An 18,234-nucleotide genomic window follows, 5' to 3' on the forward strand; every position below is an offset into this window, starting at 1 on the left:
ACAGCAGCGACAGCGCGTCGATTTCGAGCGGCAGCTTGTTGATCAGCGCCATCCTGCCCTCGGCCTCCGCCCTGGTCGCGGCGCAGACCGGCGTCGTCAGATTGCAGAGGAACATCTCATCAGGATCGGGCGGAAGCGCAAGCGGCAGGCTTCGATGGTCGCTTCGACCAGCGGCTTGCCTTCCTTGCGCAGATCCTTGGCGAACTCGATGATCAGGATCGCGTCCTTGGCGGCAAGGCCGATGATGGTGATCAGGCCGACCGTGAAATAGACGTCGTTGGGCAGGCCGCGCAGCATCGCCGCGACCACGGCACCGACGATGCCGAGCGGCACGGTGAGCAGCACCGCGAGCGGAATGGTCCAGCTCTCGTAGAGTGCGGCGAGACACAGGAACACCACGAACACGGACAGCGCGAGCAGGAACGGCGCCTGCGAGCCCGACAGCTTTTCCTGCAGCGACTGGCCGGTCCATTCGTAGCCGAAGCCGCGCGGCAGCTTGCCGGCCAGCTTCTCCATCTCGGCGATGGCATCGCCCGAGGTGAAGCCGGGCTTGGCCTCGCCGGAGATGCGCACGGCCGGATAATAGTTGAAGCCGGCGATCTGGGTCGGGCCGCGCGACCATTCGACCGTCGCGAAGGAGGAGAACGGCACCAGCTTTCCGTAGGCGTTCTTGACGTTGTAGTTGAGGATGTCCTCGGTCTTCATGCGATCGCGGCTGTCGGCCTGCACCACGACGCGCTGCATGCGGCCGCGATTCGGGAAGTCGTTGATGTAGTTCGAGCCGAGATTGGTCGAGATCGTGTTGTTGATGTCCTCGAAGGTGACGCCGAAGGCGCCGGCCTTCTCGCGGTCGATCACGAGATTGACGACGCCGGCCTCGGGCAGGCCTTCGATATAGACCTTTTGCAGCACCGGGCTGGCATTGGCGTCCGCGATCAGCTGGTCGGCGGCGCGCATCAGGGCCGGATAGCCCTTCTGGCCGCGGTCCTGCAGGCGGAACGAGAAGCCGGAGGAGTTGCCGAGATTGTCGATCGGCGGCGGCTGCAACGCGGAGATTTTTGCGTCGCGGATCGATGATCCGAGGTCGCGGTTGATGCCGTCAACGATCGCCGCGGCGGACTCCTTCGGTCCGCGCTCCGACCAATCCTTCAAGGTGATGAAGGCCTGCGCCGTGTTCATGCCCTGGCCGGAGAAGCTGAAGCCGGTGAGGAAGGTGACGTTGTCCACGCCCGGCCGCTGCGCCAGATATTTTTCCACCTTCTCGATCACCGCCTCGGTGCGGCCGTAGGACGAATCCGATGGCGTCTGCACGTCGGTCGTCACAAAGCCCTGGTCGTCTACGGGTAGGAAGCCGCCGGGCAGGCTGACGAAGGCGAAGGACAGGCCGACCAGCAGCGCGGCGTAGACCAGCATCAGGCGGCCGGTGCGCTTCAGCGAGAAGCCGACGGTGCGGGAATAGCCGTCCTTGCCGCCTTCGAGCATACGGTTGAACCAGCCGAACACGCCGCGCCTGGCGTGGCCGTGGCCGGCCGCGACGGGCTTGAGCAGCGTCGCGCACAGCGCCGGCGTCAGCGACAGCGCCAGGAACGCCGAGAAGCCGATCGCCGCGACCATGGTGACCGAGAACTGGCGATAGATGATGCCGACCGAGCCCGGGAAGAACGCCATCGGCACGAACACCGCCATCAGCACCAGCGTGATGCCGATGATGGCGCTTGATATCTGCGACATCGCCTTGCGCGTCGCCTCCTTCGGCGGCAGGCCTTCCTCGGCCATGATGCGTTCGACGTTCTCGACCACGACGATGGCGTCGTCGACGAGGATGCCGACCGCCAGCACCATGCCGAACATGCTGAGCATGTTGATGGAGTAGCCGGCGAGCAGCAGCGTGGTGCAGGCGCCCAACAGCGCCACCGGCACCACGATGGTCGGGATGATGGTGTAGCGGATGTTCTGCAGAAACAGGAACATCACCACGAACACCAGCACCACCGCCTCGAGCAGCGTCGTCAGCACCTTCTTGATCGAGGCCTCGACCACGGGCGTGATGTTGTAGGGGATTTCATAGGAGATGTTGGCCGGGAAGAAGCGCGACAGCTCCTTCATCTTCTCTTCCACCGCGCTCGCGGTCGCCAGCGCATTGCCGGTCGGCGACATCAGCACGGAGAGGCCCGCGGTCGGCTTGCCGTTCAGGCGGGTGTTGAACTGATAGCTGAGACCGCCGACCTCGATGCGCGCGACGTCGCGTAAGCGCACGGTCGAGCCGTCGGCATTGGCGCGCAGGATGATGGCGCCGAATTCCTCCGGCGAGGACAGCTGGCCCTTGACCAGCACCAGCGCCGACGTCCGCTGGGTCGCGGTCGACGGCTCGGCGCCGATGCTGCCCGAGGCGACCTGGGCGTTCTGCGCCGCGATCGCCTTGTTGACGTCATCAGCGGTCAAGCCATAGCCGACCAGCTTCGCCGGATCGACCCAGACGCGCAGGCTGCGTTCGGTCGAATAGAGCGTGGCGCGGCCGACGCCGGGAATGCGCCTGATCTCACCGAGCACGTTGCGGATCATGAAGTCGCCGAGGCCGACTTCGTCCAGGCTGCCGTCGGTCGAGTTCAGCGTGATGATCTGCAGCACCGCGCTGGAGGCTTCCTCGATCAGAATGCCCTGCTGGATCACCGCGCGCGGCAGGCGCGCCTCGACGCGCTTGATGCGGTTCTGCACCTCGACCGAGGCCGCGCTGGTGTCGGTGCCCGGCTGGAAATTGGCAATGATCTCGACCTGGCCGAGCGAGTCGCTGGTCGATTCGAAATTGAGGATGCCGGAGGCGCCGTTGAGCTCCTCCTCGATCAGCCGCGTGACGCTGTTGTAGAGATTCTCCGGCGAGGCGCCGGGGTAGCTCGTCGAGATCGAGATCGAGGGCGGCGCGATGATCGGATATTGCGCGACCGGGAGCAGCGGGATCGAGATCGCGCCGATCAGACAGATGAACAGCGCGACGACCCAGGCGAAGATCGGCCTGTCGATGAAGAAGCTCGGCATGATCGATTACCGCGTGACCTTGAGCGCGTGCCTGTCGTCCGCGCTCGCCTCGGCCTCGGACCAGGATTGCGGCTTGACCTTGTCGCCGGCCGCGAACTTCTGGAAGCCTTCGACCACGACCTTGTCGCCGGCCTTGAGGCCCTCGGTGACGAACCAGATCCCATCCTGCACCGAGCCGGTGCGTACAGGCTGCACCGCGATACGGTTGTCGTCCTTGACGACAAACACCTCGCTGCCGCCGCCGCCATTGCGCTGGACCGCCTGCTGCGGCACCGCGATGGCATCGGAATCGAGGCCCTGGTCGAGGCGGACGCGCACATACATGCCCGGCAGCAGCTCGCGCCTGGGATTGCGAAACTCGCCGCGCAAGGTCACCTGGCCGGTATGGGCATCGACCTTGGCGTCGGAGAACAGCAGCTTGCCGTCGAGCCCATAGAGGGTGTTGTCGTCGAGCACGAGCCGCACCTTGACGGCATCGGCCTCGATGCGATCGAGATCGCCGCTTTCGAAGGCGCGGCGGAGCTGATTGAGTTCCGTCACCGACTGGGTGAAGTCGGCATAGACGGGATCGAGCTGCTGCACGGTGGCAAGATTGGTCTCGTTCTGCACCACCAGCGCGCCCTCGCTGACGAGGGCCGCGCCGACCACGCCGTCGATCGGCGCGCGCACGGTCGCGTAATCCAGATTGAGCTTGGCCCGCGCGAGCTCGGCTTTGCGGCCTTCGACCTCGGCCTTGGCTTGCAGCTCGGCGGCGATGGTCTTTTCGTTCTCGGCTTCGGGCGCGGCGCGCTGGCTGGTCAGCGTCGCGATGCGGCGCGCCTGCTGCTGCGCCTGCATCAGGGCGGCATCAGCCTTGGCGAGCGCGGCCTCATTGGCCATCACCTCGACCTCGAACGGACGCGGATCGATGCGATAGAGCGGATCGCCCGCCTTCACCTCGCTGCCCTGGCGGAACAGCCGCTCGACCACGATTCCCGAGACGCGCGGGCGCACCTCGGCGACGCGCGTCGGCGAGATCCGGCCGGGCAGCTCGCGCACCACGGCGCGCGGCTGCGGCTTCACGGTGACGATGCTGACGTCGGGTTCGGAAGGTTGGGCGGCGGAGACGGCGGAGGAAGATTCATCGCAAGCAACAAGCAGCGGCGCAAAGGCCGCGAGCATCATTGCAACGCATGCCGATCGCGCGCGAAGTCCTGACATGAAGTGGGGTGCCCCAAAATTGTTGAAACAGATCACGCATCGCGCAACGCCCGTCCTGGACAATTTCTGCGCGGCTGATGCGATCAAAATAGAATGCAGCTGCTGCGACGCAACGCATGCGGCGGGCGGCTCAATGTCACATCAGCTATCGCGCTGAGTTTTGGATGCTTTTCTGGACTCACCCGATTGTGAGTCGGGTTCCATCGTCACACACTGCGACAGAACATCGCAATCGGTCAGCGTCCGTGGAGCTTTTGATCCGTCGCCCTTCGAGGCCGCTGAAGGAGCGACCACCGTCGGGGTGACGGTGTGCAAGTCGGCGAAGCCGCGAACCCGCAAGCTGCTGAGGCTGATCAATCGGCCGCCTTCATCCGGTAGTGGCTGACGCCCCACTCGGTGCCATCGGCGTAGCCGAACAGGCCGGCGGTGGCGAGGAAGAACCAGCGCCAACGCCGCATCCACAACGCCGTTTCCTCGCCATAGACGTTGCGCAAGCAGGCCTCGATCGCGTCGCGATGGGCGTCGAAATTGGCGAGCCAGTCCATCGCCGTGCGCTGGTAATGCGTGCCGCTCCAGCGCCATTCCTTCTCGATCTCGAAGATGTCGTCATATTGCCTGACGAGCTGATGGCTCGGCATCACGCCGCCGGTGAAGAAATGCTGCGCGATCCAGTCTTCGCGATTGGCGCGGTCGAACAGATAGGAGCCCGCGCGGTGGGTGAAGATGTGCATGAAAAAGCGCCCGTCCGGTGCGAGCCATGAGCGCACGCGCGTCATCAGCTTGCGCCAGTTCATCATGTGCTCGAACATCTCGACCGAGACGATGCGATCGAACTGGCCTTCCGGCGCGAACACGTTCATGTCTGCCGTGACGACGCGCAAATTCAGCAGGCCGCGCTGCCGGGCGATGTCCTCGATATAGGCGCGCTGCGACTGCGAGTTCGACACGGCGGTGATCTTGGCATGCGGAAATTGCCGCGCCATCCGGAGCGACAGCGATCCCCAGCCGCAGCCGAGCTCGAGGATGGTCTGGCCGTCGGCGAGGCCGGCGTGCTCGACGGTCTGGCGCAGCGCCTCCTCCTCCGCCTCCTGCAGAGTCGTTGCACCGTTGCTGTAGAAGCAGGAGGAGTATTTGCAGGTGGGGCCGAGCACCTGCGCGAAGAAGCTTTGCGGCACCTCGTAGTGCTGGGTGTTGGCGGCGTCGGTATGCTCGGCGATCGGCCGCAGCATCATCTTGCCCGCGAAGGCCGCATCGTCCGACGCGCCGTGCGCGGCGAGGCGCGTTGCGGTGCGCGAGCACAGGCGCTGGATGGCGGCGCGCACGATCAGGTCCGGCAGCGGCACGCGTTCGGCAGTCCCGATGATCGTGGACACGACGCTCATGCGGCCATTCCCTCTCGCGGTGGCAACGGAAAGAACATGCTGGTTCGGGATTGATAGACGCGGTAACGCTCGCCGCGCGATCGCAGCATCTGCGCTTCCAGAGGCGGGATCCCGGTGACGTGGACCAGGATCCAGTACATGAAGACGGGAGCCAGTAGGCTGGCCCAACCCCAGGGGTAGCCGGCCGAGAGGCCAATCACGGGATAGGCGAGCCAGCCGAGCCATTCGAAGAAATAGTTTGGGTGACGCGACCAGCGCCAGAGGCCCACATCGCAGACCTTGCCGCGGTTGGCGGGGTCGTGCCGGAAGCAGCGCAGCTGCGCATCCGCCAGTGCCTCGCCGGCGATCCCGATCAGCAGGATCGCGGCGCCGACGACGTCCTGAACGCGCAGGGCGGGCAGCGGGACATGCGCGGCGACGAAGATGGCAAACACCAGCGGTACCGAGCCCAGTGCCTGGTTCTGCAGGAAGACGAACATCCGCCTGGGCGCATTGAGCCCCCAATCCGCGGCGAAGGCGGCATAGCGGGGGTCGTCGGTAATCCCGATGGTGCGAATCGCGATATGCGTCCCCAGCCGGAGCGACCAGATCGCGACGAGGCCGGCGACCAGCCATTGCCTGGCACCGGACCCCTCTCCCGCGATTGGCCACAGCGCGCTGCACGCTCCGACCAGCCCGACCGAGAAGGTCCAGATCGTGTCGACCCAGCCGGAATTGCCGGTCCGCTGCTGCACCACCCAGGCGAACGCCATCAGGGCCGCGAGCGAGAGCGCGATGGAAGCCAATCCCCAAAGAAACGTCGCCATGCAAAAAATCCGACTTAAGCCTGTGGAATGCCGAAGTTTTGCAAAATACGCAGGTATCAAAGCGCGGTTTCAGCCTGGGGTTCCCACCGCCGTCCCGAAATCCGCACATCCGGCGCTTTTTTTGGGCGAGCGCTGTGCCATAGTGCGGAGGCAAGCAAGCTTTCGTAACGGATGACACTGGCCATGCCGTCTGGCGCCTCGCCCCGCTCCACCATCGACATCGAGTACACGAAACTGTCCTCGCCCAGCGTCTTCCTGGTGCGGATGCTGGTCTTCCTAGTGCTGTGCGCCCTGGTTGGCGTGGTGCTCTACAAGCAGATCGTCCAGGCCTTCTTCGCCAATCCGGGGCTCAACGCCCTGATCGGGGCAGTGCTGTTCATCGGCATCGTGCTGGCCTTCCGTCAGGTCATCCGGCTCTACCCCGAAGTCTCCTGGGTCAACAATTTCCGGATCGCCGATCCCGGCCTGGCGCCGGCGCGGCACCCCAAGCTGCTGGCGCCGATGGCGGCGATCCTCGGCGGCGAGCGCTCGGGGCGGATGAGCATCACGCAGACGACGATGCGGCACCTGCTCGATTCGATCGCAACGCGCCTCGACGAGGCCCGCGACATCTCCCGCTACATGACCGGCCTCCTGGTCTTCCTCGGCCTGCTCGGCACGTTCTGGGGCCTGATTGAGACGGTCGGCTCGGTCGGCAAGGTGATCGACGGTCTCAAGGTCGGCGGCGATGCCGGGGCCCTGTTCGACACGTTGAAGGAGGGCCTGGCCGCCCCGCTCGGCGGCATGGGCATCTCGTTTTCCTCATCGCTGTTCGGCCTCGCCGGCTCGCTGATCCTCGGCTTCCTCGACCTGCAATCGAGCCAGGCGCAGAACCGCTTCTACACCGACCTCGAAGACTGGCTCGCCACCACCGTGCGCGAATACGGCAGCGGCGAGGTCGCCGCAGTCGCGAGCAGTGGCGGCGGCGTCGCCAGCGGCGAGCTCCAGGCCGCGGTCGAGCGCCTGCGCTCCGTGCTGGAAGAAGGCAGCGCCAGCCGCGGCACCACGGCGGCGATGGCAAGCCTTGCCGAAGCGATCCAGGCGCTGGTCTCGCACATGCGGACCGAGCAGCAGATGATCCGCGAATGGGCCGACGGCCAGGGCGAGCAGAACCGCGAGATCCGTCGCCTCCTGGAGCGCATCGCACGCCAGCCCGAGAAGAGTTAAGCGAACGGGACCGGCCATGCTGGATCACGTCACCATCGGCATCACCGACATCGAGAGATCGAAGGCGTTCTACGACCAGGCCCTTCGCCCCCTGGGGATCGCACGCCTCTATGCCGAAGGCGAGCGCTTCGCCGGCTATGGCGTCCGCCCGAAAGCCTTCTTCTGGATCGGCCTGCGCGAGCCGGCCCAGACGGGCGCGCACATCGCCTTCACGGCACCCGACCGGGCGGCGGTCGAACGCTTTTACGATGAAGCGATCGCCGCGGGCGGCAAGGACAACGGACCTCCCGGGTTGCGTCCGCATTACCACGCCAACTACTACGGCGCGTTCGTGCTCGATCCGGACGGCCACAACATCGAAGCCGTCTGCCACCTGCCGCAAAGCTAGCGCAGACAACGCAAAGGCACTCCAATGGCTCTTGCCCGTACCCGCCGCAGCGAAGGCGCCTTCAACTACTGGCCCGGATTCGTCGACGCGCTGTCGACGCTGGTGCTGTCGATCGTGTTCCTGCTCTCGGTGTTCCTGGTCGTGCAGTTCTTCCTGTCGCAGGAGGTGACCGGCAAGGACAAGGCGCTGGAGCAGCTCAACGCCAGGATCGCCCAGCTCACCGAGCTGTTGTCGCTGGAGAAGCTCGGCAAGCTCTCGCTTGACGACCAGGTCTCGCAGCTCAAGGCCGGCCTGGCCTCGGCCGAGAGCGAGCGCGACCGCATGAAGGGCCTCTATGAGGGTCTCGCCAATGCCGGTAACGACGCGCAGGGCAAGACCGCCGAGCTCGGCAAGGCGTTGGATTCCGAGAAGGCGGTCTCGGCGCGGGCGCTGGCGCAGATCGAGGTGCTGAACCAGCAGATCAGCGCGCTGCGCCGGCAACTGGCCGCGCTGGAAGAGGCGCTGGACGCCAGCGAGAAGCGCGACAAGGAATCGCAGAACCGCATTGCCGATCTCGGCTCCCGCCTGAACGTCGCGCTGGCGCAGCGGGTGCAGGAATTGTCGCGCTACCGCTCCGAGTTCTTCGGGCGCCTGCGCGCCATTCTCGGCAACCGTCCTGATATCCGCGTGGTCGGCGACCGCTTCGTGTTCCAGTCCGAAGTGTTCTTCGACACCGGCCAGGCAACGCTGCTGCCCGAGGGCCGCGCCGAGCTCGACACCGTCGCGGCCGCGCTGATCGAGCTCGACAAGAAGATCCCGAACGAGATCGCCTGGGTGCTGCGCGTCGACGGCCACACCGACGTGCGGCCGGTCAACGGCCCGAACTTCAAGTCGAATTGGGATCTGTCTGCGGCGCGCGCGATCTCGGTGGTGCAATATCTTGTTACGCTCGGCGTGCCGGCGCAGCGCCTGGTCGCCGCCGGCTTCGCCGAATTCCAGCCGCTCGACACCGGCAACACCGAAGATGCCTACAAGCGCAATCGCCGTATCGAGCTGAAGTTGACGGAACGGTAGTGAGCACGCTCCGCCTCCGCCCCTACGAGGCCGCCGACGAAGCGGCGGCGATCGACCTGTGGCATTGCACCTGGCAGCGGGCCTATCCGCAGATCGACTTCGCCGCGCGCCTGGACTGGTGGCGCGAGCGCTGGCGCAAGGACCTAGTGCCGAAGGCCCAGATCGTGGTCTCGGAACAAGACGGCACACTCACCGGCTTCGTCACCATCGACGCCGACGGCTATCTCGATCAACTCGTGGTCGATCCCCATCATTGGGGTTCGGACGCGGCAAGGCTGCTGGTGGACGAAGCCAAGCGCCTGTCCCCGTCAGGCGTGACGCTGCTCGTCAACAAGGACAACGCCCGCGCCATCCGCTTCTATGAGCGCAATGGCTTTGCCCCAGCCGGCGACGACGTGAACCCCACCTCGGGACGGCCGGTGCTGAAGATGGCGTGGCGGCCGTGACGTCCGTCACGGAAAATCCCGACAGGCCTGCTAAGGGTAGCCCACCGGACGCAGCAATGGTGGGAGACGATCGATGCGGTTGAGCGATTTGGCCAAGGGGTCCTCGGTGTTTCTGGCCGTCATCGTCGCCGGCTACGTGTCGACTGTCTATGTCGACCAGCATCTGGTGCCGCCGACCAAGACGGCGAGTGCGCCCGCGCCGACGAGCACTTCCGATCCAACCGGCAGCCCCCCTCCGAGCGGTGGGGCAGCCTGCATCGGCGAGGGCGGCAGCTGGAAGAACTGGCCGTTTCCAAACGTGCCGATGGGCTCGCCGAAGTGCCCGTGATGTCCGCTCGTCGGGGTTCCCAAGCTCGCTATTTCTTCGGCGCCGAACCGTCCTTGAGCGAAGCGTTGTAATCGGCCTGCGAGCTGTTCATGTTGGAGCTGTTGCTGTCACGCGCTGCCCCAACCGTGTTGGCCTCCCCTGGTGCGTGTGAAGCCGTGCCGGGCTTGTCCTGGTTTGCGACGTAGCCGGACTCACCGGAATTACGGGTCTTGATGCCCTTGTCGGCGTCAGTTTGCACGTTCTGATTCACCCCGGCCTGAGGGGTCGGGCCGGTTTGCTGAGCGGCAACAGGTGTCGCGATGAGCGGAAGCACGGCAAGTAGTGCGGCGACATGCGATCGCATCGGCTATCCTCCATTGAGCCCCTGCCCAATGCGACAACGTTCGCGTCTTCGAACATTTCCGTGACGATCGCCAAAAACTTGCGACCGCAACGCTGACACAGTTCAGATGGCCGGAAGCGCCCTCACGCCCCCTCGAACTGCAACCTCGCGAGCCGCGCGTAAAGTCCGTTCGCTGCGACGAGCTCGGCATGGGTGCCCTGCTCGACGATCCTGCCCTGGTCCATCACCAGGATGCGGTCGCAGGACAACACGGTGGCGAGACGATGCGCGATCACCAGCGTGGTGCGGTGGCGCATCAGTTCCTCCAGCGCGGTCTGCACCAGGGTCTCGCTTTCGGCATCGAGCGCGGAGGTGGCTTCATCGAGCAGCAGCAGCGGCGCATCGCGCAGGATCGCGCGGGCGATCGCGATGCGCTGGCGCTGGCCGCCCGACAGCGTCACGCCGCGCTCGCCGAGCGGGGTCTCGAAACCTTCGGGCAGGCGGCGGATGAACTCGGCGGCGTGCGCGAGCTCGGCGGCACGCTCGACCTCGGCATCATCAGCATCGGGCCGGCCAAAGCGGATGTTCTCACGCGCGCTTGCGGCGAACACGTTGGATTCCTGCGGCACCAGCGCGATGCGGGAGCGGAAGTCGCAGGGATCCGCCGATTTCACCGGCACGCCGTCGAGCGAGATCGCGCCGCCCTTGGGATCATAGAACCGCAGCAGCAGATGGAAGATCGTGCTCTTGCCGGCGCCGGAGGGACCGACGATCGCAACCTTCTCGCCGGGGCGCACCGTGAACGATACCGCGTCGAGCACCTTGACATCGGGCCGCGCAGGATAGGCGAAACTGACGTGGTCGAAGCCGACCTCGCCGCGTCCCGGCACCGGCAGCGCGCGCGGCGATGCGGGCGGTGCGATCTCCGGCTTGACGTGCAGGATCTCGAACAGGCGTTCGGCCGCGCCCGACGCCGCCGACACCTCGCCCCAGACCTCGCTGAGCTGGCCGAGGCCGGCGGCCGCAAAGGCCGCATAGAGCACGAACTGGCCGAGCCGGCCCGGCGTGATGGTGCCTGTCAGCACGTCGTGAGAGCCGATCCAGAGGATCCCGACCACGCTTGCGAACACGATGAAGATGACGATGGCGGTGAGAACGGCGCGGGCTTGCGTCGACGTGCGCGCGGCCTCATAGGCCTGTTCGACCTCGCCACCAAAACGCTTCGCAGCCAGTCCCTCGCTGGTATAGGCCTGCACGGTACGGATCGCGCCGACCAGCTCGCCGGCATAGGCGGAGGCATCGGCCAGCGTGTCCTGCGCATTGCGCGACAGGCGCCGCACCCAGCGACCGAAGGCGACCAGCGGCAGCACGATCAGGGGGATCGCCAGCAGCACGAAGCCCGAAAGCCGTGGGCTCGTAATCACCATCATGGCTGCCGCGCCGAAGAACATCATCAGATTGCGCAGCGCGATCGACACGGACGCACCGACCGCGGACTTGATCTGCGTGGTGTCGGCAGTGAGGCGCGACACCAGTTCGCCGCTGCGTGCGGAATCGAAGAAGGACGGCGACAGCGAGAGCAGATGCGCAAACACGTCGCGCCGGAGATCGGCGACAATGCGCTCGCCGATCGTCATCACGAGGTAATAGCGCGAGGCGCTCGCCAGCGCGAGCACGGCGACGACGGCGATCATCACCGAGAAATAGCTGTTGATCAGCGCGATGCCCTCGGGGGTGAGGCCGAAATCGATCATCCGTCGCACCGCGACCGGCACCAGCAGCGTGGTCAGCGCCGCGACCGTCAGTGCGACGAAGGCAAGCGCGGCGCGGCCACGATAGCGGCTGACATAGGGCGCAAGCGCCATCAGCGGGCGCAGCTTCGCCCGGCCCTTGGCGGGCTGCTCGATCAGTTCGGCTTCGAGCGAGGCGGCCTCGGCGGGAGCGGTTTGGCCCTCGTCGGGATACTGGTCGTCAAGCCGTTCCACTGCGCTCATGAGATCGGACCCAGGAAGTGAGATCAGCTCCACATAGGCCGGTGCAAGGGTAGTGGCAAATCCGGTAAGTCCCTTAGGGGACGGCCCGGTTCACCTGTCCGCACAATGGCTTGTTTCAAAGGGAGCAGCTTGTCTTGAAGGGGTCTCTGGGGTATAGACCCCGCCAAATCCGTCATTCAATAGTCACTCAAGCCGGGCGCGGGCGCCCTAGGAATTGCCATGAAAGCCGAAATTCATCCGGATTATCATACGATTAAGGTCGTGATGACCGACGGAACCGAGTACCTGACCCGCTCCACCTGGGGCAAGGAAGGCGACACGCTGAACCTCGACATCGACCCGAAATCGCATCCGGCCTGGACCGGCGGCAGCGCTCAGATCATGGACCGCGGCGGCCGCGTCTCGCGCTTCCAGAAGAAGTTTTCGGGCTTTCTCAAAAAGGATTGATCTGGCCGAAAAGGCTGGAGACGAAAAACGCCCCCGGAGCTCCCGGGGGCGTTTTTGTTTGTTGGGTTGCGCGATCCGTTCCGCTGCCAGACCCCTCATCCTGAGGCGCGATTGGCGCGATGCGAAGCATCGCGCTGGGAGCCTCGAAGGATGAACGGCCGAGATGCAGCCGGGCCGTCGCCCTTCGAGGGCCGCTGAAGAAGCGGCCACCTCAGGATGACGGTTCGACGACCGAGACTGTTGATCGCCCCTACCGCTCGAACGCGGCCTTCAGCGCGTTGAGATGCGGCACCAGCGGATTGCCGATCGGGATGTGATCGACCGGCGGGGTGTGGATGGTGGTGTCGAGACGGCGTACGCGGGTCTGCAGGCTCATCGAGCGATGGATCAGGTCCTGGAGCTGCGCCGGCAGCTTCTCGATGGTGTCGGCGGGGCCGGGATCGGCGGCGGTCAGCTTGACCTTGGTCTTTTCGCGGTTGGCCTGGACCAGCGTCATCTCGCCTTCCTTCACCGCTCGGTGCAGCAACAACCACGAGGCAAGCTGCATCAGGCGCGTGGTGAGGCGCATGCTCTCGGTCGCATAGGTGAGGCTGACGGCACGGTCGAGCGCCTTGGCCTCGACGCGGCCGGCACCGTCCAGATAGGCGGCGGTCTCTTCGACCAGATCCATGCCTTCGCGGAACAGGGCGCTGAAGGCCGCAGAATTGGTGAACCGCTCGCTGAGTTGAACGAGAGCGCCGTCGGCCTGCAAACGTTCCATGGTTAACGCCCCTTACGCAACTGTTTACCCGTCCGGCTTTGGCGCCGGCTTATGATGAACAAATCATTGCGCGGGGGAAGCGCGGAGTCCAGCGACAAGCGCGGATATGGTTTCCGCGCGTCATTCCCAGGAATTCAACCGGAACGGGACGAGCTTGGAGGTAAAAAAAGAGCCGCCGGAGACCGGCGGCTTTGAAAGTTGATAACAGGGAGGCGTCAAACAGAGTGGACAGGAGCCACTCGGTGTCCAAACGAGGACAGCTCCAGTCATAAACTCGAAAGCTTAATGGGGCGTAAACGAACGATTATTTTGAGGGTTCGTTAGCCATGTCGGTCAATGGCCGAGCGGGATGTACCCTCATTGTCGCCCCGGCGAAGGCCGGGGCCCATAAGCACGGAAAGCATGATCGCGTGAGCAGGTAACTCCGAGTCATCGCCAAACGACGTACACGGAGTATGGGTCCGGGCCTTCGCCGGGACGACAGCTGTCGGTGTGGCGGCTTCTACGACTTGAAAAAACTGTTCGCCGCATCGCGTGAGGCGCGCTTCTTGGTAGCGGCTTCTTCCAGGCGGACGATCTCGGTGTTGAGCAGGGTGACGCGCTCGGTCAATTCCTCGACCGACAACAGTGAGAGATCCTGTCCGATCTCATGCGTGATCTTCTTACGCGGGCGGTCGTCATCTTCCATCGGCATCGTGGTTTCCTCCGTCCGCGGACCGGACCACACGGTTGAGGTGGTTGCCAGCCCGGGCCGCGCTGGCTAATCAAGGCCTCGTTGCCCCCCCGCACCTTTGCTCAAGGACACATCATGGACAAGCTGCCCGCGCAAATGACCGTGGTCGCCATCTCCAAACCCGGCGGACCCGAGGTGCTGGTGCCGGAACAGCGTCCCGTTCCGCAGCCCGGTCCTGACGAGATCCTGGTCAGGGTGCAGGCCGCCGGCGTCAACCGGCCCGACGTGGCGCAGCGCTCCGGCGCCTATCCGCCGCCGCCCGGTGCCAGCGACCTGCCGGGCCTGGAAATCGCCGGCGAGGTGGTCGCCGTCGGCAACAACGCCAGGAAGCATAGGAACGGCAACATCGTGATGTCGCTCGTCGCCGGCGGCGGCTATGCGCAATATTGCATCGCGCAAGATGCCCAGGCGATGAGCGTGCCGCCCGCGCTGTCGATCAAGGAGGCCGGTGCGCTGCCGGAAACCTTGATGACGGTCTGGCACAATGTGTTCGAGCGCGGCGGCCTCAAGGCCGGGGAGACGCTGCTGATCCATGGCGGCTCGTCCGGCATCGGCACCATGGCAATCCAGCTTGCAAAAGCGTTCGGCGCAAAAGTGTTCGTCACCGTCGGCTCGCAGGACAAGATCGATGCCTGCCTCAAGTTAGGTGCCGACCGCGCCATCAACTACAAGAACGAAGACTTCGTCGCCGTGGTCAAGGAAGAGACGGGCAAGGTCGGCGTCAACCTGATCCTCGACATGGTCGCCGGCGAATATGTCGACCGCAACTATGACGCCGCCGCCGTCGACGGCCGCATCGTGCAGATCGCGACCCTCAACGGCCCCAAGATCACCGCCAACATTGCCAAGGTGATGGTCAAGCGCCTGACGCATACCGGCTCGACCTTGCGCCCCCGTAGTAATGCGGACAAGGCTGCAATGGTCGCGGCAATCGAGGCGAAAGTGATGCCGCTTTTGCGCGACGGCCGGATCAAGCCGGTGATGGACAGCTCTTTCCCGCTGGAAAAGGCATCCGAAGCCCACCGGCGCATGGAGACCTCCGCACATATTGGCAAAATTGTGTTGGAGGTCTAGGCCGCTGGCCCACCGGACGCGCCGGAAACCCTTTGATTTTCCTCGCTTTCGTGGCATCTATCGCGAAATGCCGAACAACTTCCGTCCGGTCTGAAATCGCCTTTACGTGCCAGTCTTACGCTCGCTCTTGCACTCAGAGTTTGCGTCGAACGCGGAGAACTGACCTTGCGTCTGATCAGGTGCCTCGCGTCCATCGCGCTGGGCCTCATGATTCTTGTCGCCGCGTCGCCAGCACGCGCGCTTGACGCTGTCAGCGTCCGCAGCGACGCGCCCGCGATCGACCTCACCGCCGTGCTCGAGCACCAGCGCAGCGACACCGACCGCATCCAGGTCTCCACCGCGCCCGGAACCGACGGCATCGTCCGCCGCATCGAGGTGCGCGCCCGTGAGGGTGGTCAGAACTGGGTGGTATTTGCGCTCGCCAACAACACCGACGACCAGCTCGACCGCCTGATCGTCGCGCCGCATTACCGCATCGTGTCCTCGGGCCTGTTGTGGCCCGACCTCGGGCTGTCACGCATCGCGACCATCACGCCCTCCACCGGCGACCGGCCCGAGCGGCAAGAAAGCCCGACGGCCGACGTGTTCCGTGTCACGCTCGACCCCGGCGCCGTCGTCACCTTCGTGGCGGAACTGCGCACCGATAAGCTGCCGCAGCTCTATCTGTGGGAGCCGGAGGCCTACAAGGACAAGGTCAACTCGTTCACGCTGTACCAGGGCATCGTGATCGGCATCTCCGGACTTCTGGCGCTCGTTCTCACCATCCTGTTCGTGGTGAAGGGCAGCATCATGTTCCCGGCGGCGGCGGCGCTGGCCTGGGCGGTGCTGGTCTATATCGGCGTCGATTTCGGCTTCTGGGGCAAGGTGCTCGACATGTCGAACAACGCCGAGCGCATCTGGCGCGCGGCGGGTGAAGCGATCCTGGCGGCGACGCTGCTGGTGTTCCTGTTCGCCTATCTCAATCTCAGTCGATGGCACGTGCGCTACTCGCACATCACCGTGGGCTGGCTCGCCTTCCTGGGCTCGCTGGTCGCGCTCGCGCTGTTCGACCCGGCCGTCGCCTCCGGCATTGCACGCATCTCGCTGGTGCTGATCGCCTTCGCCGGCTTCGCCCTGATCGTCTATCTCTCAACCCATGGCTTCGACCGCGCGGTGCTGCTGATCCCGACCTGGTTCCTCCTGGTCGTCTGGGTCGTGGCCGCCGGCATGACCGTCGCCGGCTCCGTCACCAACGATATCGTCGGCCCTGCTTTGCTCGGCGGCCTCGTGCTGATCGTGATGCTGATCGGGTTCACCGTCATGCAGCACGCCTTTGCCGGCGGCGGCGCCACCACCGGCGTCGTCTCCGACATCGAACGCCGCGCGCTGGCCCTGGCCGGCTCCGGCGACCTGATCTGGGACTGGGACGTTTCCGCCGACAAGGTTTTTACGAGCCCCGAGACCGAGGCCCTGCTCGGCCTCAAGCGCGGCACGCTGGAAGGCCCGGCCGCCTCGTGGTTAGAGGTGCTGCATCCCCTCGACCAGGACCGCTTCCGAGCCGCGCTCGACAGCGTGCTCGACCAGCGCCGCGGCCGCCTCGTCCAGGATTTCCGCCTGCGCACCCCCGACGGTCATTTCATGTGGTTCGCGTTGAAGGCGCGGCCTGTGGTCGGCTCGGACGGCGAGGTCTCGCGCGTGGTCGGCACCCTCACTGACGTCACTGACCTGCGCAACGCGGAAGAGCGCCTGCTGCACGATTCCGTGCATGACAATCTCACCGGCCTGCCCAACCGCAAGCTGTTCATGGACCGGTTGGGTGCCGTCGCGCATTTTGCCAAATCGATGCCGACGCTGCGCCCGACGCTGATGGTGATCGACCTCGACCGCTTCAAGCAGGTCAACGATTCCGTCGGCATCGCGGTCGGCGATTCCATTCTGCTGACCTTGGCCCGACGCCTCACCCGCATCCTGAAGCCGCAGGACACGCTGGCGCGGCTCGCCGGCGACCAGTTCGGCCTGATCCTGCTCTCGGAGCAGGACCCGGCACGGATCACCAACTTCGCCGAGACCATCCGCAAGACCATCCGCGCGCCGATCGCCTTCAACGACCGCGAGATCTTCCTGACGGCTTCGATCGGCATGGCGCTGTCCGATCCGCAGACGCAACTGACGGACGAGATCATCAAGGACGCCGAGCTGGCGATGTATCACTCCAAGCGCATCGGCGGCGACCGCATCGACGTCTACAAGCCGGCGATGCGCGCGCGGAAGACCGACCGCCTGACGCTGGAGAGCGAGCTGCGCCGTGCCATCGAGCGGCAGGAGCTCACCATCCTGTACCAGCCGATCGTCCGGCTGGAGGATCGTTCGGTCGCCGGCTTCGAGGCGCTGGCGCGCTGGGATCACCCGAAGCTCGGCCGGATGGCGCCCTCGGAATTCATCACGATTGCGGAAGAGACCGGCCTGATCGTCGACCTCGGCATGTTCGTGCTCGACCAGACCGCCAAGCAGCTCTCGATCTGGCAACGGGCGATGCGCTCGCGCGAGCCGATCTTCGCATCCGTCAACGTCTCCTCCCGGCAATTGCTGCGCCATGATCTGATCCACGACATCAGAACCGTGCTGTCACGCTCCTCGGTGGCGCGCGGCACGCTGAAGCTGGAACTGACGGAATCGCTGGTGATGGAGAATCCGGAGCACGCGGCGCAAATGCTGACGCGGATTCGCGAGCTCGGCACAGGTCTCTCGCTCGACGATTTCGGCACCGGCCATTCCTCGCTCGCCTATCTGCAGCGCTTCCCGTTCGACACCATCAAGATCGACCAGTCCTTCGTCCGCACCACCAATCGCGGCACGCGGCCGGTGATCCTCAAATCGATCATCGCGCTCGCGCACGATCTCGGCATGGACGTGGTGGCGGAAGGCGCCGAGACCGATTCCGACGCGGTGGAGCTCTATCAATTGGGCTGCGAATACGCGCAGGGCTTTGCCTTCGGCGAGCCGATGGACGCCGATGCGGCGATGCGGCTGCTCACGGAAGTGCGGCTGGAAGCGGCGAGCTGATGCTCGCAACACCTGAGGTG

Annotated in this window: 16 protein-coding genes; 8 read left to right on the forward strand and 8 right to left on the reverse strand. The window is 65.2% G+C overall.

Features of this window, described 5'->3' with window-relative positions; genetic code table 11:
• Positions 1–96: 96 nt before the first annotated feature.
• The 4 genes from G8O24_RS17820 to G8O24_RS17835 all read right to left on the reverse strand — a co-directional run bounded on the left by G8O24_RS17820 (position 97) and on the right by G8O24_RS17835 (position 6,421).
• Entirely contained in the window at positions 97–3,033 is a 2,937-nt protein-coding gene (locus G8O24_RS17820; RefSeq protein WP_244645888.1) for a multidrug efflux RND transporter permease subunit, read from the reverse strand.
• 6 nt (positions 3,034–3,039) lie between these two features.
• Positions 3,040–4,233, reverse strand: coding sequence for an efflux RND transporter periplasmic adaptor subunit (locus G8O24_RS17825; protein WP_188101477.1), 1,194 nt, complete (start codon positions 4,231–4,233; stop codon positions 3,040–3,042).
• Positions 4,234–4,586: 353 nt separating this feature from the next.
• Positions 4,587–5,615 carry an SAM-dependent methyltransferase gene (locus G8O24_RS17830; RefSeq protein WP_188101478.1) on the reverse strand — a complete coding sequence of 343 codons (1,029 nt, stop codon included), beginning with the start codon at positions 5,613–5,615 and terminating at the stop codon, positions 4,587–4,589.
• Complete coding sequence (locus G8O24_RS17835) at positions 5,612–6,421, reverse strand: DUF1295 domain-containing protein (RefSeq protein ID WP_188101480.1); 810 nt, start codon at positions 6,419–6,421, stop codon at positions 5,612–5,614. Before G8O24_RS17835 ends, G8O24_RS17830 begins: the two co-directional genes overlap by 4 nt.
• 183 nt (positions 6,422–6,604) lie before the next feature.
• On the opposite strand from G8O24_RS17835, the gene G8O24_RS17840 reads away from it, so the two are divergent.
• The 5 genes from G8O24_RS17840 (at position 6,605) to G8O24_RS17860 (ending at position 9,842) form a co-directional block, all read left to right on the forward strand.
• Positions 6,605–7,627, forward strand: a complete 1,023-nt coding sequence (locus tag G8O24_RS17840; protein WP_188101482.1) for a flagellar motor protein MotA — start codon at positions 6,605–6,607, stop codon at positions 7,625–7,627.
• A gap of 16 nt (positions 7,628–7,643) precedes the next feature.
• Positions 7,644–8,015, forward strand: a complete 372-nt coding sequence (locus tag G8O24_RS17845) for a VOC family protein (protein ID WP_188101484.1) — start codon at positions 7,644–7,646, stop codon at positions 8,013–8,015.
• Between the two features lie 24 nt (positions 8,016–8,039).
• The gene (locus tag G8O24_RS17850) at positions 8,040–9,068 is read left to right on the forward strand and encodes a peptidoglycan -binding protein (RefSeq protein ID WP_188101485.1); all 1,029 of its coding nucleotides are present in this window, start codon (positions 8,040–8,042) and stop codon (positions 9,066–9,068) included.
• Complete coding sequence (locus tag G8O24_RS17855) at positions 9,068–9,514, forward strand: GNAT family N-acetyltransferase (protein ID WP_188101487.1); 447 nt, start codon at positions 9,068–9,070, stop codon at positions 9,512–9,514. The genes G8O24_RS17850 and G8O24_RS17855 overlap by 1 nt, the downstream gene beginning before the upstream one ends.
• A 73-nt stretch (positions 9,515–9,587) precedes the next feature.
• Positions 9,588–9,842, forward strand: coding sequence for a hypothetical protein (locus tag G8O24_RS17860; protein ID WP_188101488.1), 255 nt, complete (start codon positions 9,588–9,590; stop codon positions 9,840–9,842).
• 28 nt (positions 9,843–9,870) lie between these two features.
• Here the strand turns inward: G8O24_RS17860 and G8O24_RS17865 are convergent, their stop codons facing one another.
• Both G8O24_RS17865 and G8O24_RS17870 read right to left on the reverse strand, forming a co-directional pair.
• Positions 9,871–10,185: a hypothetical protein gene (locus G8O24_RS17865; RefSeq protein ID WP_188101490.1), complete on the reverse strand. Its 315-nt coding sequence runs from the start codon at positions 10,183–10,185 to the stop codon at positions 9,871–9,873.
• A gap of 122 nt (positions 10,186–10,307) precedes the next feature.
• Positions 10,308–12,158, reverse strand: coding sequence for an ABC transporter ATP-binding protein/permease (locus G8O24_RS17870; RefSeq protein ID WP_188101491.1), 1,851 nt, complete (start codon positions 12,156–12,158; stop codon positions 10,308–10,310).
• A 219-nt stretch (positions 12,159–12,377) separates the two neighbouring features.
• On the opposite strand from G8O24_RS17870, the gene rpmE reads away from it, so the two are divergent.
• Positions 12,378–12,605, forward strand: coding sequence for a 50S ribosomal protein L31 (gene rpmE / locus G8O24_RS17875; protein WP_024337552.1), 228 nt, complete (start codon positions 12,378–12,380; stop codon positions 12,603–12,605).
• Positions 12,606–12,855: 250 nt separating this feature from the next.
• Here the strand turns inward: rpmE and rcdA are convergent, their stop codons facing one another.
• Both rcdA and G8O24_RS17885 read right to left on the reverse strand, forming a co-directional pair.
• Positions 12,856–13,365: a protease adaptor protein RcdA gene (rcdA, locus tag G8O24_RS17880; RefSeq protein WP_188101493.1), complete on the reverse strand. Its 510-nt coding sequence runs from the start codon at positions 13,363–13,365 to the stop codon at positions 12,856–12,858.
• Between the two features lie 502 nt (positions 13,366–13,867).
• On the reverse strand, positions 13,868–14,059 hold the full coding sequence (locus tag G8O24_RS17885) for a DUF1192 domain-containing protein (protein WP_188101495.1): 192 nt from the start codon (positions 14,057–14,059) through the stop codon (positions 13,868–13,870).
• A 114-nt stretch (positions 14,060–14,173) separates the two neighbouring features.
• On the opposite strand from G8O24_RS17885, the gene G8O24_RS17890 reads away from it, so the two are divergent.
• Together G8O24_RS17890 and G8O24_RS17895 are read left to right on the forward strand one after the other, a co-directional pair.
• Entirely contained in the window at positions 14,174–15,172 is a 999-nt protein-coding gene (locus tag G8O24_RS17890; RefSeq protein ID WP_188101497.1) for an NAD(P)H-quinone oxidoreductase, read from the forward strand.
• 165 nt (positions 15,173–15,337) lie between these two features.
• Positions 15,338–18,214, forward strand: coding sequence for an EAL domain-containing protein (locus G8O24_RS17895; protein WP_188101499.1), 2,877 nt, complete (start codon positions 15,338–15,340; stop codon positions 18,212–18,214).
• Positions 18,215–18,234 lie beyond the last annotated feature (20 nt).

The organism is Bradyrhizobium campsiandrae (assembly GCF_014529705.1).
Taxonomy (GTDB): Bacteria; Pseudomonadota; Alphaproteobacteria; order Rhizobiales; family Xanthobacteraceae; genus Bradyrhizobium; species Bradyrhizobium campsiandrae.